Source organism: Agromyces sp. NPDC057865 (assembly GCF_042796995.1).
Classification (GTDB): domain Bacteria; phylum Actinomycetota; class Actinomycetes; order Actinomycetales; family Microbacteriaceae; genus Agromyces.
Genome location: NZ_JBHVMJ010000003.1, coordinates 920988 through 935588, shown reverse-complemented (window position 1 = coordinate 935588; position 14601 = coordinate 920988). Strand labels below are relative to the sequence as shown.

Below are 14601 nucleotides of genomic sequence, written 5' to 3'. Positions count from 1 at the left end.
GGCAGCCTCCCCATCGTACAGAATGGGGTGCGATGAATCTGGGTCTCGTGGTCTCGACGCTCGGCCGGGCCGAACCGCTCGAGCGGCTGCTGCGATCCCTGACCCCGCAGGTCGGCCCCGACGACCGGATCGTGCTCGTCGCGCAGGACAATCGCGACCAGGTGGAGCGCCTCGCGGCGCGCTTCCGCGGCGCAGGCGTCGCCATCGACGTGACCACGTCGGAGCGGGGCGCCTCCCGCGGCCGCAACGCCGGCGTCGCCTCCCTCCCCGCCGGCGAGCGGCTCCTGCACTTCCCCAACGACACGACGTGGTTCCCCGACGGGAGCGTGGCGGCCATTCGGGCCGCGTCGGGCTCGGTCGCGGCCGGCGCCCTGACCGTCGTCGACGAGCACGGCCCGAAGTTCACGCTGCCCGCATCCGGCACGCCGCTCGACCGCTGGAACGTGTGGAGCGTCATCGAGATGGGCCTCCTCATGCGCCGGTCGGTGTTCGACGAGGTCGGCGGGTTCGACCCCGACCTCGGCACGGGCGCGCCCACACCGTGGCAGGCCGGCGAGGCGACCGACCTGCTGCTGCGGATGGCCGAGCGGCGTCCCGACCTCGCGACGGCGTTCGCGTGGCTCCCGCCCGACGTGGCCGTCGGCGGCGTCGCCGACCCGTCGGGACTCTCGACGCACGAACGACGCCGCAAGCTGCGCGCCTACGGGCGCGGGCTCGGACGACTCGTCGTGCGGCATCCGTACCCGTCGTGGTGGCGCCTCGCGTTCGTGTTCGGCGGGCTCGCCTTCGGGCTGCGCCATCGCGCGACGAACACCGTCGGCGACGGCTGGTGGGTGTTCCTCGGCCGTGCCGAGGGGACGCTCGGGCGCACGTTCGGCGGCTCGAACGAGGCGGTGACGCGGTGACCGAGCCGATGCCCGGGCCGCTCCGGATGCGACGCGCCGCCATGAGCCTCATCACGCTCCTCGGCGGCGTCTCCCTCGCCGTCATCCCGGCGGCGACGGTGTCGATCTCGTCGCGCCTGTTCACGGTCGAGGAGCAGGGCGTGCTCGCCGTGGCGGTGCTCGTGGCCACGTTCGCCGGCCAGCTCACCTTCGCGGTCGTCGTGGAGTCGCGGCTCAGCTCCGCGGCGACCGAGCGGCGCGTGGTCTTCCCGCTGTGGCTCGCCGGGATCTCGGTCCTCACCGCGCTCGTGCTCGCGATCATCCCGCCGAACGCGATCGCACTGGCGATCGGACTGCCGATCCTCATCGCCGCGCTCGAGGTCGGACGCGGCGTGTCGGTCGCCGAGCGGCTCGACCGGCGCGAGATCGCGGCATCCGTCGCCGTCGGAATCGGCGCCCTCATCGGCGTGCTCGCCGGATTCGCCGGGCAGCAGTGGGCGCTCATCCCGCTCGTGGTGGGCATCGCCGTCGCGACGTGCGTGCGGTGCCTGCCGGTCACGCACCGCGCGAGCCGGCCCGAACCGGCCGTCATGGGCTGGGTGGTGGCCGACACGGCGATCACCGGCGTGATCTACCCGCTGCTCAACACGATGATCCTCGCGTTCCTGGGCTCGGCCGACGCCGTGCTGTTCACGTCGATCGCGACCGTGTCGGGCCTGCTCGCCATCCCGCTGAACTTCATGCGGCTGCGCCTCCTCAAGGAGCACTCGCGGCTCGACATCGTCGTCTCGGGCGCCTCGGTGCTCGCGGCCGTCGTCGCGCTGCTCGTGCTCGAGTTCACGGGCGTCTTCGCCTTCGTCTTCGGCGAGGCGTGGACCGAGTCCGCGACGCTGGTGCCGCTGCTGCTCGCCTGTGCCTGGCGCGCGGCGTCGCTCGCGACGACCATCCCGTTCGCCGCGCTCCGGCGCGCCGGCGAGGTGCGGCTCGTGACCGGGCTGCGTGCGGCCGTGTCGGTGCTCACGTTCGCGCTTGCGGCCCTCGGCCTCGCCGCGCAGAGCCTGTCGGCGGTGTTCCTCGGGCTGCTCGTGGCCGAGCTGGCGTCGGCCGTGGTGTACGAGGTCGCCCGGCGGAGACGACTGGCGCGGGGCATCCGCGAGGCCGCAGCGGCCGAGGGCCGCGCCGGCCGCGCCGCCGGAGCCGCAGACGCCACCGACGCCGACGCCACCGATGCCGACGCGGCGCTCGAGCCGGGCGGCGACGCATGAGACGCGTGTTCGTCGACCTGCTCTTCTACACGGGCACGAAGGGCGGCATGGAGTCGTACGTGCGCGAGGTGTATTCGCGCTTCACGGCCGACGACCCCGACCTCGAGTTCGTCGGATGGGCGTCGACCGAGCTCGCGGCGACCGACACGTCGTGGTTCCCCGGGCGCGTGGTCGACTCGGGCATCAGCGGCGAGGACCGCGTGGCGTGGGCCCGTGGCGAGCTCGTCGCCGTCGCGGGCGCGGCCCGCCGACTGGGGGCCGACCTCATGCACTGTCCCGCGAACTTCGGGCCTTGGCGCTCGCGCGTGCCCGTCGTGCTCACCGTGCACGACCTGCTCGCGTTCCGGCATCCCGAGTACGTGCCCGGCGCGTACTCGCGCATCCTCCGCACCATGATCCGCTTCGCCGCCCGGGCCGCGACGCGGGTGCTCACCGTGAGCCGGGCGTCGCGCGACGACATCGTCGAGTTCCTGCGCGTGCGGGCCGACCGGGTGGTCGTCACGCCGCTCGCGGGGTCGCGGGTCGTGGCCGATGCGGGGGGTGCGGCGCGACGCGACGACCGGCTCCTCGCGGTCGGCAACCGGATGCCGCACAAGGGCTTCGAGACCCTCCTCGAGGCGCTCGCCCGCCTCGACGCCGACGCACGGCCGCACCTCGTCATCACGGGCAGCCATGGCGACGACCCGCTCGCGCCCGTCGTCGACCGGCTCGGCCTCGGCGACTCGGTGACCCTGCGCGGCTGGCTCTCGCGCGACGAGCTCGACACCCTCTACGCCGAGTCGACGGCGCTCGTGTTCCCCACCCGGTTCGAGGGGTTCGGCCTCCCGCCGCTCGAGGCGATGGCGCGCGGATGCCCCGTCATCGTGTCCGACCTGCCCGTCATGCACGAAGTCGCGGGCGACGCCGCCGTCTACGTCGACCCGACCGATCCCGGGGCGATCGCCGCGGCGATCCGGTCGCTGCTCGACTCCCCCGACGAGCGCGCGCGGATGTCGCGCGCCGGCCTCGCCCGCGCTGCGGAGTTCTCCTGGGAGGCCACCGCGGCCGCCACGCGGACGGCGCTGCTCGACGCGCTCAGCGCGCGCTGACCGCCCGCCACCGCTCCACGAGCTGCTCGACCGAGCCCGCGAGCGACCGCGCGCGCCGCTCGCGCGCGAACCAGGCCGCGGTCGAGCGCCGCAGCGGCTCGCCGCCCTCGACGGCGCGCACGATCGCGGCGCCGAGCACGTCGGGTGCGGCGGATGCCGCGACGAACCCGTTCTCGCCGTCGACCACGAGCTCCGCCGCCGCGTTGTCCTCCCCGGCGACGACCACCGACGGCGTGCCGTGCGACGCCGCCTCGGCGACCACCAGGCCGAAGCCCTCGCGCGCGGACGGGTTCACGAGCACCGCCGCATCGCCCATCAGCCGCTCGAGCTCCGCGTCGGGCACCCGGCCCGCGAAGCGCACGGCGTCGGCGACGCCCGCAGCCTCTGCAGCACGTCGGGCCGCATCGGTCTCGGAGCCCGAGCCCGCGACGACCGCCTCGAGACCGGGCACGTCCAATCGCGCCGCCGCGAGCGCGGGCGGCAGCGCTTCGAGCCGCTTGTCGGGGATGTGCCGGCCCACGAAGAGCGCGAACGGCGGCGTCGCCGTCGGGCCTGAGGCATCCGTGCCCTCGCCGACGAGGTCGACCAGCCCGAGCACGATCGGATCGGCCCGGCGCCGGTAGCGCCGCAGCCGGTCGCGGGTGAAACCGCTGTTCACGGTCTGGATGCGGCCGACGTGCACGCCGAGCGACTGGAGCACGGACGCCACGGTGCCGACGAGCGCGCCCGAGTACGCGCGCCACTTGCGCCAGGTCCAGATCTCGAGCCAGTCGGTCGCCACGACGGTGCGCGTGCCGAGGAGCGCCAACCGCACCGCGAACACGTTGAGTACGGGCAGCGCCGCGACGACCACGAGGTCGTGGTCGCGGCGGTGGCGCACGAAGTACCGGAACAGGGCGACGGCGAAGGCGACCGCGCTCGACATCTTGCGGGTCCCCGCGACGTCGGCGATGTCTCCGGTCCACACGCCCACGACCGCGAAGCCCGCGTCGGACCCGACGTCGCGACCGCGCCGGGTCACGTAGTCGACCGTGCTGCCGCGTTCGCCGAGCAGCTCGGCCATGCGGCGGTACACGCGCTCGCCCCCGCCCGCGTCGAAAGGGAACAGGCAGTCGTACGCGATCGCGACCCGCGGCTCAGCCACGGAGCGGCGCCTCCGCGAGCGGGGAGGGCTCGTCGACCTCGGGAACGACCGCCTCGCGTCGGACGATCCACCGGGTGGCGAGGCCCGCCAGCGCGACGAGCCCGAGCGACACGACGGCGTAGCCGGCGGTGAGGGCGAGCCAGCCGAACGGGGGCTGCCACTGCGGGGCCGTCAGCATCTCCGCGACGGGGTCGTCGGCGACGACGTACCGCACGAGGACGAGGAAGAAGGCGATGACGCCGTACCCGGCGAGGAGGGCGCCGACCACCCACGCCGCCCGCGTGGCCACCTGGTCGAGCGCGCCCGCGTCGCGGCTCAGGAGCCACGCGGCGACGACGGTGATGCCGAGGTAGAGGAACAGGCCGTAACGGCCCTGCCAGATGATGCCCGTCTGGTGCACGCTGTAGCCCTGCACGAGCGCCGGGACGAGGATCGCGGAGAGGACGACCGCCGACAGCACGAGGACGCTCCGGCGGCGCGTCGCGATGAACGCGAGCACCACGACCACGGCGAACGCCGCGACGAACGGCCAGTACGCCCAGACCGGCAGCGGGGTGTCGAACCACCCGAAGAAGCCGACCGCCTGCTGGAGGTACCACGGGGTCGTGCGCAGCACGTACGCGAAGCCCTGCAGGAACGTGCCGTTGACGAAGGGTGCGTCCGACGCCTCGGCCTGGTTCGAGAGGCTGCCGCCGGAGAGCGTCCAGCCCAGCGAGAACAGGCCGCCGACGGCGATGGCGCCGAGCCACCAGTAGCTGGCGCCGGTCGTGAACAGCCGCCGGACCGCCTTCCAGCCCACTGCGAAGCAGCAGAGCCCGACCACGATCAGGAGCCAGAGCGGACCGAGCGCGCGGGCGTTCACCAGCAGGATGGATGCGACCGCCACGCCGGCCCACAGCGCGTTGCGGGACAGCCACGGGCGGCCGCCGCCGTCGCGGAACGTCTCGAGCAGCCGCAGCGTGCCCGCCCACAGGGCGACCGCGGCGGCGAACTCGACGCCGTTCGGATTGACGGCGCCGATGAGGTACACGCTCATCGGCGCGGCCGCGAACGCGACACCGAGCGGCATCCATCGCGATCGCGCGCCCGACGACGCGGCGAGGAAGGCCCAGGCGAGGAGCGCGGCGCCGACCAGCGAGCTGGCGATGCGCATGGCGATGATGCTGGCGTTGCCGTCGAACAGCAGGCTCGGCCAGCCGACGAGGTAGTAGTAGACGGGGTTGTACGCGCCGACCCAGGTGTTGAACCAGGCCTGGCCGTTCCCGTCGCCGAAGTCGACGGCGCATCCGGCCGAGACGTCGGGGTGCTTGGCGTAGCAGAGCGTGTCCTGGGTGTAGTGGTAGCCCTCGGGCAGGTCGACCACGATGTGCCGGACGTCGGGCAGCGTGTACCCGATGATCTGCCCGCGGACCTGCGCGATGGCCTTGGTGGCGTGCGCGTTCTCGTCGGGGACGCTGAACACCGGCGAGGCCAGCGACCAGAGGATGCCGAGCAGGGCGAAGACGGAGAACGGCAGGACGAACAGGAGGACGCGCGCCCGGCGCGGGGGCGCGGGCGCCGGCGCCGGCGCCCTCACTCCGCGGCTCCGCGGGCCGCGCGCGCCGAGATCCACGCCCCGACCGCCGCGCGCATGTCGTCGTCGGCGATGGCCGCGACGTCGTCCGACTCGCCCGCGTAGACCGCGGCGAGCGCCGCGATGATCGCGCCGTCGATGCCGGAGCGCTCCATGCCGATGACGTTCGCGCCCCGGACCGCCGCGGGATTGCCGAACGCCTTCGCGAACGGCGGGACATCCCTCGTGACCGCGGACGACATGCCGATCATGGCGCCGCGTCCGACGGTGCGGAACTGGTGCACCGCCGTGCCGAGGCCGAGGTTGGCGCCCGCGCCGACGTGCACGTGACCGGCGAGCAGGACACTCGAGGCGAGCGTGGCGCCGTCGTCGACCACGGAGTCGTGCGCGAGGTAGCACTGGTTCATGATGAACGCGCCGTCGCCGATCCGCGTCCGGTCCTTCCAGCCCTGGTGCACCTGGACGTACTCGCGCAGTACGTTGCCGTCGCCGATGGTGATGCCGTTGCCCGACGACCGATCCGCGGCATCCACCGGGTGGGGCCAGCTGCGCACCTCGGGGGGCGCGCCGATCACGACGCCGGCGCCGATCCAGTTGTCGTCGCCGAGCACGACCGGACCCGTGATGACCGCGAACGGACCGATCGTGTTGCCGGTGCCGAGCACGACGTCGCCGTCGACCACGGCGGTGGGATGGATGCTGTTCACATTGCCTCACAGGCGGCTCGTGAGTTCAGCCGCTGACGACACGGTAGATTGTCTTGGTGTGCCACGACCGCGGGGCGCACTCGTCCAATCCTACGAGTGTCGTAGCCGCGGAACGCGATCCGCGCGGAGCCGGCGCAGGACCACCGGGTACATTGGTGGGTCGTGCCGGTCGTCGGCACCACCCAATCCACCCCACGAGGCCACATGATCCCCATCACCACCGTGCAGTTCGGACCGGACGAAGAGGCACTGGTGCTCGAGGTCCTGCGATCCGGCGCGATCGCCCAGGGACCGAAGGTCGCCCAGTTCGAGACCTCATTCGCCGAGCAGGCCGGCACGAAGCACGCCATCGCCGTCAACAACGGGACCACCGCGCTCATCGCCGCGCTCCAGGTCCTCGAGCTCGAGCCGGGTGACGAGGTCGTCACCACGCCGTTCACGTTCGTCGCCACCCTGAACGCGATCCTCGAGGCCGGCGCGACCGCCGTGTTCGCCGACATCCGCGAGGACGACTTCAACATCGACCCCGACGCGGTCGCCGCGCAGCTCACCTCGCGCTCGAAGGTGCTGCTCCCGGTGCACCTCTACGGCCAGATGGCCGACATGGACCCCATCGTGCGCATCGCCGAGGAGCACGACCTCCGGATCCTGGAGGACTCCGCGCAGTCGCAGGGCGCCCGCTACCACGGCCGCTCGGCCGGCGGCTACGGGCTCGGCACGTTCTCGCTCTACGCGACGAAGAACCTCACGACGGGCGAGGGCGGCGTGATCACGACCGACGACGACGAGCTGGCCGACCGCCTGCGCCTGCTCCGCAACCAGGGCATGCGCGCGCGCTACGTCTACGAGATGGCCGGCAACAACTACCGGATGACCGACCTGCAGGCCGCGATCGGCATCCCCCAGCTCGCGCGCTACGACGCGACCGTCGAGCGCCGTCGCCGCAATGCCGCGCGACTCATCGAGGGTCTCGACGGCGTGCCCGGCGTCGTCGTCCCCCGCCAGCTCGACGGCCGCGAGCACGTCTGGCACCAGTTCACGATCCGCGTCACGCCCGAGGCCCGTGTCTCCCGCGACGAGTTCGTGCAGCAGCTCCTCGACCGCGGGGTCGGCAGCGGCGTCTACTACCCGAAGCTGGTCTTCGACTACGACGCGTACCGGAACCACCCGCTCGTCCGCACGAGCGACGTGCCCGTCGCGGACCGCATCGTCCGCGAAGTCGTCTCGCTGCCGGTGCACCCGGCCCTCGAGGACGCCGACCTCGACCACATCATCGCGTCCGTGCGCGCCGTGGCGGGAGCGTGACATGGCCGCAGTGAAGCGCATCGCCCTCGTCGGCGCCGGCAACATGGGCGCGAACCACGCCCGCGTCATCTCCCAGTCCGACCAGGCGACCCTCGCAGTGCTCGTCGACCCGCGCGAGAGCGTGGGCCGCGACATGGCCGAGCGACTCGGCGCCGCCTGGGCGCCCGAGCTCCCCGACCTGCACGACATCGACGCGGTCGTCGTCGCCGCCGCGACCGAGGCGCACTACGGCCTCGCCCTCGAGGTGCTGAACCAGGACAAGCCGCTCCTCATCGAGAAGCCCGTGGCCGACGACCTGCTGCACACGCGCGAGATCCTCGAGCTCGCGGACACCCGCGACGTGCCGATCATGTGCGGCCTCCTCGAGCGCTACAACCCCGCGGTGCTCACGGCCCGCGCGGCACTCGGCGACCCCCTCCACGTCACCGCCACGCGCCACTCCCCCTACGCGCCGCGCATCCGCACCGGCGTGGCCTGGGACCTCCTGGTGCACGACGTGGACCTCGCGATCAACCTCATCGGCTCGGCGCCGGCGAGCGTCGACAGCCGTCTCGGCTTCTTCCACCCGAACTCCGTGCCGGGCGCCGAGGACGTCGCCGAGACGCTCCTCGGCTTCGAGGACGGGGCCGTCGCGCGCATCTCGGCGAGCCGGGTGGGCCAGCACAAGATCCGGAGCCTGTCGATCTACGAGCTCGACCGCCTCATCGAGGTGGACCTGCTCCGCCGGGACGTGACGATCTACCGTCACGTCTCCGAGGACTCCATCGGCGACGGCCCCTCCTACCGCCAGCAGACGATCATCGAGATCCCCGAGGTCGTCACCTCGGTCGAACCGCTGACCGCGCAGTTCGCCCGGTTCAACGACGTCATCGACGGACGCGCCAGCGCGGCCGCCGAGCGGGCGACCATCCTGCCCTCGCACGAGGTCGTCGACCACGTGATCTCGCAGCGAGTCACGGCGTGACCCGGGAAGCGACGATGACGGAGACCGAGGGACCCGACCGTCCTGCGCTCATCGACTGGAGCGCGCTGCGCTACCTCATCGCCGGCGTCGTCGCGTTCCTCTTCGACTTCGGCCTGCTGTGGCTGTTCCGCGAGGTGTTCGGCCTCCCGACCTGGCTCGCCGCCGGCGTCGCGTTCGTGCTCAGCTTCGCGTTCACGTACACGATCCAGCGGGTGTTCTCCTTCGGGTCGGATGCCCCGCACGGCCGGGCGCTGTTCCGCTACACCGTGCTCGTGGTCTTCAACACCCTCGCGACGGCCGCCATCGTCGGCCTCATCGACCTCACCCCTGCCGGGTGGGCGGTCGGCAAGGTCGTGGCCACGGTCATGACGACGATCTGGAACTACTTCGTCTACCGCTTCTGGGTCTTCGCGCCCAAGCGCCGCGACGAGACGAGCAACGAAAGCGCGGAGGACGCCTGACGTGGTCTACAAGAATGCGACGATCGCGGCCGTGGTGCCCGCGTACAAGGAAGAAGCCCTGATCGCGACGGTCGTCGAGACGATGCCCGACTTCGTCGACCACATCGTCATCGTCGACGACTGCAGCCCCGACCGCACGAGCGAGGTCGTCGAGTCCCTCGACGACCCCCGCGTGACCCTGATCCGTCACGAGGTGAACCAGGGCGTCGGCGGTGCGATCATCACCGGGCACCGGGCCGCGATGGAGCTCGGCGCCGACATCGACGTCGTCATGGCGGGCGACGCCCAGATGGACCCCCAGCACCTGCCCGCGCTGCTCGACCGCGTCACCGACGACGGCTACGGCTTCTCGAAGGCGAATCGCTTCTACGCGCCCGAGTCGTTCCACGGGATGCCCAAGTACCGCGTCTTCGGCAACGTCGTGCTCTCGTTCATGACGAAGCTCGCGTCGGGGTACTGGCACCTGTTCGACCCGCAGAACGGCTACACGGCCGTGCGCACCGAGGTCCTGCGCAACATCCCGCTCGACCACGTGGCGAAGCGCTACTCGTTCGAGAACGATCTGCTGATCCACCTCAACATCCAGCAGGTCTCGGCGGTCGATGTCGCCGTTCCGGCGGTCTACGGCGACGAGGTGTCGAGCATCCGGCTGAGCAAGGTGGTTCCCGAGCTGATGGACCTACTGTTCCGCGGCTTCTGGCGGCGCATCTGGTACCGCTACGTGCTCTGGTCGTTCTCGCCGATCGCGCTCCTCCTGTTCCTCGGCCTCGCGTCGTTCGTGTTCGGGCTCGGCGTCGCGATCTGGATCGCGTTCGTGATCGTCGGCTCGGTCATCGCGACTGCGGGGACCGTGATGCTCGCGGCACTGCCGCTCATGATCGGGACGCAGATGCTGATCAGCTCACTTCAACTCGACATCCAGGCGAGCCCTTCGACGCCGACCTTCAAGCCGTTCCCCGAACCGGTGGCGCGCGGTTAGTCCGCGTCCGATCGGCGCCTCGCCGAGGTCGCGGTCCGCTAGCTCGCGGGGATCGCGACCTCGGGCTCGGCGTCAGCCTCGTCGCCGGGTGCACGGTCGGCCGGCGCGGTTCCGGCGACGGCGGCCCACGCCGTGAAGCCCGTCGCGATCGCGATGACGGCGAGCCACAGGAACAGCCCGCCGGGCGGCGTCCACACGGGGTGCAGGATGACCTGGTCGACGGCGATGCCGCCCTGGTATCGCTGGAACGTCGCGAACAGCGCCCACGTCTGCCCGAGGACCACGAGGCCGGCGATCCAGGCGATCAGCCGACGGCGCCAGCGATCGGGGACCGGCGTCGACGCCGGCAGCGCGGATGCCGCGACGGTCGTCGCGAGCGCGACCAGCGTCACGTAGGCGACAAGGGCGTACCGTCCCTGCCAGATGTAGCCGCTGGACTGCACCGATGCTGCCTGGACGACCGCGGGGACGACGAGCAGGGCGACGACCGCGAGGGCGAGGCCCCACGTGCGACGGCCCCGGGCCACCACGACGGCCGCGACCGCGATGGCGAATGCCAGGAACGACCAGAACGCGAGCACGAACGCTGGAGCGGGCGTGTCCAGCCAGCCGAAGAAGCCGAAGAGCCCGGGGTCGAACGTCCGGAACAGCATGATGATGAAGGCCCGCCTCGGCGAGTCCGTCGCACCCGGGAAGTTCCCCATGCTGCCGAGGCTCCCGGTCGCGAACGTCCAGCCGACCGCGGCGAGCACGCCGAGGCCGAGCACCGCGATGGTCACGATCACCGGCCATCGACGCAGCTCCCTGAGCACCTGCGGCCAGGGCGTCACGATGATGGCGACGGCGGCGATGACGGCCATCCAGAGCGGCGAGAGTCCTCTCGTCTGCGCGAGCAGCACACCCGACGCGCCGATCACGAGCAGCCACGGCCATCGACGCTCGAGCGGGACGCGCCCGAGCACGAGCAGCAGCGACGAGAGGAGCGCGAAGCCCGTGGCGATCTCGAGTCCGTTGGGATTCACGGCGGAGGCGAGGAACAGGACCATCGGCGTGACCGCCGCGGCGAGCCCGAACGCCGTCACCCGGTTGGGGTTGAGCTGTCGCAGCGCCGAGAAGCCTGCGGCGAGGAAGAAGGAGACGAGGATCCCGCCGACCACGCGCATGCCGATCACCGCCGCGGAGGTGTTGTCGGTGAGCAGGCTCGGCCAGCCCACGAGCAGGTAGTACGTCGGGTTGTAGAGTCCGGCCGAGGTGTCCGCGCGCTCGAGGTCCGCACCGTCGACGACGTCGAGGAGGCAGCTCGCCGGTGTCGCGGGTGCGAACGCGTAGCACGGCCACTGCGCCGCGGTGGCGATCCCCTCCGGCACCTGCACGGAGCGCACCGCCGGCTGGTCGGTCGGGTCGCCGACGAACTGGCCGCGCGCGACCGAGGCCGCCTTGATGATGTGGGCGGGCTCGTCGGGGCTGCCGCCGAGTGGCGTCGAGACGGCCCATGCGATCGCGGCGATCATGAGGCCGGCCCACACGCTGAAGAACAGCGGCAGCGGTCGTCGGAGGGCGCGAGTGAGGGTGTGCAGGGCGAAGCTCGATTCTCATGGGCGCGATGCGGCGCCGTCGACACAGGGCGTTGACGATCCTACCGTCGCTCTACGGGACGTCGATGCACCCGATGGCGGCGGGCGGCGCGTTCGTGGCGTCGATCGCGTACGCGCACACCCGGTGCGGCCCGGCACCCATCGGGAGCACCGCCGAGAATCCATGATCGGGCCCGAGCCCGAACGCGGCGGCCACGTCGGGCCGCGATGCCGTCGCGCGCAGCGCGGTACCCGTCGAGTCGACGTAGACGTGCACGTCGATGGAGGCCGAGGTGTCGGGATCGAGCGCCCAGCCCGACACCGCGACGCCGCCGTCGGCCCGCGCCGCCGCCTCGAGGTTGCCGGTGGGAGCGAACTGCGAGTCCGTCGGCGGGGGCGGTGCCGGCTCGGGCGCGACGGTCACCGTCCGGCAGCCGAGCAGGACGTTGCCGCCGGACCCGTTGTTGATCCCGTAGGCGCACACGTTGTAGGAACCCGGCGCCACCGTGCCGGTCCACGAGAAGCCGTGCTTCGACCCGTATGCCGGGTAGACGGCCGCGACGTCCGGCCGGTCGCCGTTCGCCGTGGTCGCGGTTCCGGTCGAGCCGACGTAGACGTGCACCGAGATGGGCGCGACGGTGTCGGGGTCGATGGCCCACCCCGACACCGACACCTGACGCGGCGCCGCCGAGCGCACCGCCTCGAGGTTCCCGATCGGGACCCGGCCCTGGTCGGCGATCCCGCCCGTCAGCTCCACCTGCTTGCACGCGAGCAGCGTCGGCGCGCCCGAGGTGTTGATCGCGTAGGCGCAGACGTTCCGGGTCCCCGGCTCCGCCGCCATGGTGGCCTCGAAGCCGTGGCCGGTGCCGTACGCGGCCCATGCGGCCGGCAGGTCGCTGCGCGGGACGCCGGCCGTGAACGCCGCTCCCGTCGCGTCGACGTAGACGTGCACGGGGATCGGAGCCGCCGTGTCGGGATCGATCGCCCAGCCCTTCGCCGTGATGCCGGTCGAACCGGCCACGACGCTCTCGAGCGCGCCGACCGGCGCCCTGCCCTGCTCCGAGATGACGTTCGCGGGCACCGTCACCGTCTGGCATCCGAGCTGCACGTTCGCGCCCGGTCCCGTGTTGATCCCGTAGGCGCAGACCTGATGGCTGCCCGGCGCCGCAGCGACGGACACGGCGAACCCGTGCTCGCGCCCGTACGCCGCGTACGCGGGGTCGATGCCGTCGACGGCGTTGGACGCGGTGGTCGCGACGCCCGTCCCGTCGACGTAGACGTGCACCGCGATGGGCGACGCCGTGTCGGGGTCGATCGCCCAGCCGGATGCCGCGACGGTCCCCGGCCCGGTCGTCACCGACGTGAGCGCGCCGACCGGCGACCCCGTGAGCGCGGCGACGGTCGAGCACCCGAGGAGCACGTTGGCGCCGGCGCCGTAGTTCATGGCGTAGACGCACACCGAGGCGCTGCCCGGCCCGGTGACCGGCACCGCGATGTCGAAGCCGTGCGCGGACCCGGCGGCCGGATACGCCGCGCCGACGTCGGGTCGGTTGCGGTTGGCGGTGTAGGCGGCGCCGGTGGCTCCGACGTAGACGTGCACGTCGATCGAGGCGCTGGTGTCGGGGTCGAGCGTCCAGCCGACCACCCGGAACGTGCCCGGCTGCGCCGAGACGAGCTCGAGGTTGCCGATCGGGTTGGCCCCGGCCGTGCTCGACCCGAACCAGGAGTTGTAGTACACCCAGAAGTTCCGGTTCCCGTATGCGCTGCACTCGTCACCGGTACTGGTGAGGTTGGCCAGCGCGGCCGCATTGGGCGTGTACGGCGTGTAGTAGTACAGCGCCGCCGTCGCTCGATTCCTGACGAGCACGTCCTTCGTGCCGCAGCTCGCATCGGGGTGGTACTGGATCCTGTTGACCTGTCCGACGCGGATCGAGGTGAAGGATCCGGCGGGGTTGCCGTACCAGGTCAGCTGGCGTCCCGCGGCGAAGATCTGGTTGAAGAAGCCGTAGTACGTCGAATCGCACGCGGCCGTGTCGGGGCATCCGTACCCCATCGCCTTTCGCATGACGCCGTCGGACGGCGCGCGACTCGTCAGTAGGCTCTGCTCCTTCTGGAGCGTCACGAGGATCACCCTCGCGCTCAGCGTGCACGCCTGCTGCACCTTGAAGATGATCCGGGCGGCGGATTCCGCGGTTCCGCCGGGATAGGTGGAGCAGGTGCCGAACGACCACGTGCGCGTGGGAGTGTTCTCGCGGTACACGGCCAGGCAATTGGAGTTCTGGCACGTGCCGACCATCGACTCGAGGAAGCGCTGGATCTCGGCCTCCGTCATCGCCGCGCCGTCGTAGAACGCCGCGTCGCTGATGATGTTCCCGGCATCCCAGTCGGCTGCGCTCAGCGCCTCGGCCCGCTGCTCGGTCGAGGCCCACGGCACGAGCACGCCCGCGACCAGCACGGCCACGAGCAGGAGGACACGCGCCATGGCGGCCGGTGCGCTCGTCATCGAAGCTCCCCCCGGGTCGTTCGACTGATGCCGGCCGCGGCCGACCCGCTCAGGGTAGGGCACGCGAAGGGCGCACCCCGCCAGCGACACGGCCTCACGGCCGAAGCCCAGTCGGCGAGTCGGTAGGATCGTACGGATCATCCGAGACCGAAAG

General features: G+C 72.0%; 12 protein-coding genes. 7 read left to right on the top strand and 5 right to left on the bottom strand.

Going from position 1 to position 14601, the window contains the following annotated elements:
- Positions 1 to 32 precede the first annotated feature (32 nt).
- Genes ACFVN5_RS17260 through ACFVN5_RS17250 form a run of 3 tightly spaced genes read left to right on the top strand, consistent with a single transcriptional unit; the run spans position 33 to position 3237 of the window.
- Positions 33 to 905, top strand: coding sequence for a glycosyltransferase family 2 protein (locus tag ACFVN5_RS17260; RefSeq protein WP_376956630.1), 873 nt, complete (start codon positions 33 to 35; stop codon positions 903 to 905).
- Positions 902 to 2149 (top strand): hypothetical protein, encoded by a 1248-nt coding sequence (locus tag ACFVN5_RS17255; protein ID WP_376956628.1) that lies wholly within the window; start codon positions 902 to 904, stop codon positions 2147 to 2149. Before ACFVN5_RS17260 ends, ACFVN5_RS17255 begins: the two co-directional genes overlap by 4 nt.
- Entirely contained in the window at positions 2146 to 3237 is a 1092-nt protein-coding gene (locus tag ACFVN5_RS17250) for a glycosyltransferase family 4 protein (protein WP_376956626.1), read from the top strand. The genes ACFVN5_RS17255 and ACFVN5_RS17250 overlap by 4 nt, the downstream gene beginning before the upstream one ends.
- Here the strand turns inward: ACFVN5_RS17250 and ACFVN5_RS17245 are convergent.
- The 3 genes from ACFVN5_RS17245 to ACFVN5_RS17235 are packed head-to-tail and all read right to left on the bottom strand — an operon-like array spanning position 3224 to position 6661.
- On the bottom strand, positions 3224 to 4381 hold the full coding sequence (locus ACFVN5_RS17245; RefSeq protein ID WP_376956624.1) for a glycosyltransferase family 4 protein: 1158 nt from the start codon (positions 4379 to 4381) through the stop codon (positions 3224 to 3226). The genes ACFVN5_RS17250 and ACFVN5_RS17245 overlap by 14 nt on opposite strands.
- On the bottom strand, positions 4374 to 5957 hold the full coding sequence (locus tag ACFVN5_RS17240) for a DUF2142 domain-containing protein (RefSeq protein ID WP_376956622.1): 1584 nt from the start codon (positions 5955 to 5957) through the stop codon (positions 4374 to 4376). Before ACFVN5_RS17240 ends, ACFVN5_RS17245 begins: the two co-directional genes overlap by 8 nt.
- Positions 5954 to 6661, bottom strand: coding sequence for a UDP-N-acetylglucosamine acyltransferase (locus ACFVN5_RS17235; RefSeq protein WP_376956620.1), 708 nt, complete (start codon positions 6659 to 6661; stop codon positions 5954 to 5956). Before ACFVN5_RS17235 ends, ACFVN5_RS17240 begins: the two co-directional genes overlap by 4 nt.
- Before the next feature lie 204 nt (positions 6662 to 6865).
- Here ACFVN5_RS17235 and ACFVN5_RS17230 point away from each other — a divergent pair, with 204 nt between their 5' ends.
- Genes ACFVN5_RS17230 through ACFVN5_RS17215 form a run of 4 tightly spaced genes read left to right on the top strand, consistent with a single transcriptional unit; the run spans position 6866 to position 10370 of the window.
- A complete protein-coding gene (locus ACFVN5_RS17230) occupies positions 6866 to 7966 on the top strand; it encodes a DegT/DnrJ/EryC1/StrS family aminotransferase (protein WP_376956618.1) in 1101 nt (366 codons plus the stop codon).
- Position 7967: 1 nt separating this feature from the next.
- Positions 7968 to 8930, top strand: a complete 963-nt coding sequence (locus tag ACFVN5_RS17225; protein ID WP_376956616.1) for a Gfo/Idh/MocA family protein — start codon at positions 7968 to 7970, stop codon at positions 8928 to 8930.
- Positions 8931 to 8944: 14 nt separating this feature from the next.
- Positions 8945 to 9391: a GtrA family protein gene (locus ACFVN5_RS17220; protein WP_376956614.1), complete on the top strand. Its 447-nt coding sequence runs from the start codon at positions 8945 to 8947 to the stop codon at positions 9389 to 9391.
- Position 9392: 1 nt separating this feature from the next.
- Positions 9393 to 10370 (top strand): glycosyltransferase family 2 protein, encoded by a 978-nt coding sequence (locus ACFVN5_RS17215; RefSeq protein WP_376956613.1) that lies wholly within the window; start codon positions 9393 to 9395, stop codon positions 10368 to 10370.
- Between the two features lie 38 nt (positions 10371 to 10408).
- Here the strand turns inward: ACFVN5_RS17215 and ACFVN5_RS17210 are convergent, their stop codons facing one another.
- The gene (locus ACFVN5_RS17210; RefSeq protein WP_376956611.1) at positions 10409 to 11881 is read right to left on the bottom strand and encodes a DUF2142 domain-containing protein; all 1473 of its coding nucleotides are present in this window, start codon (positions 11879 to 11881) and stop codon (positions 10409 to 10411) included.
- Between the two features lie 136 nt (positions 11882 to 12017).
- The gene (locus ACFVN5_RS17205; protein ID WP_376956609.1) at positions 12018 to 14447 is read right to left on the bottom strand and encodes a hypothetical protein; all 2430 of its coding nucleotides are present in this window, start codon (positions 14445 to 14447) and stop codon (positions 12018 to 12020) included.
- Positions 14448 to 14601 lie beyond the last annotated feature (154 nt).

Excerpts from the sequence above, each read along its gene's own strand:
- ACFVN5_RS17260 (WP_376956630.1), top strand. The coding sequence starts at position 33 with ATGAATCTGGGTCTCGTGGTCTCGACGCTCGGCCGGGCCGAACCGCTC.
- ACFVN5_RS17250 (WP_376956626.1), top strand. The coding sequence starts at position 2,146 with ATGAGACGCGTGTTCGTCGACCTGCTCTTCTACACGGGCACGAAGGGC.
- ACFVN5_RS17230 (WP_376956618.1), top strand. The coding sequence starts at position 6,866 with ATGATCCCCATCACCACCGTGCAGTTCGGACCGGACGAAGAGGCACTG.
- ACFVN5_RS17225 (WP_376956616.1), top strand. The coding sequence starts at position 7,968 with ATGGCCGCAGTGAAGCGCATCGCCCTCGTCGGCGCCGGCAACATGGGC.
- ACFVN5_RS17220 (WP_376956614.1), top strand. The coding sequence starts at position 8,945 with ATGACGGAGACCGAGGGACCCGACCGTCCTGCGCTCATCGACTGGAGC.
- ACFVN5_RS17210 (WP_376956611.1), bottom strand. The coding sequence starts at position 11,881 with ATGATCGCCGCGATCGCATGGGCCGTCTCGACGCCACTCGGCGGCAGC.
- ACFVN5_RS17205 (WP_376956609.1), bottom strand. The coding sequence starts at position 14,447 with ATGACGAGCGCACCGGCCGCCATGGCGCGTGTCCTCCTGCTCGTGGCC.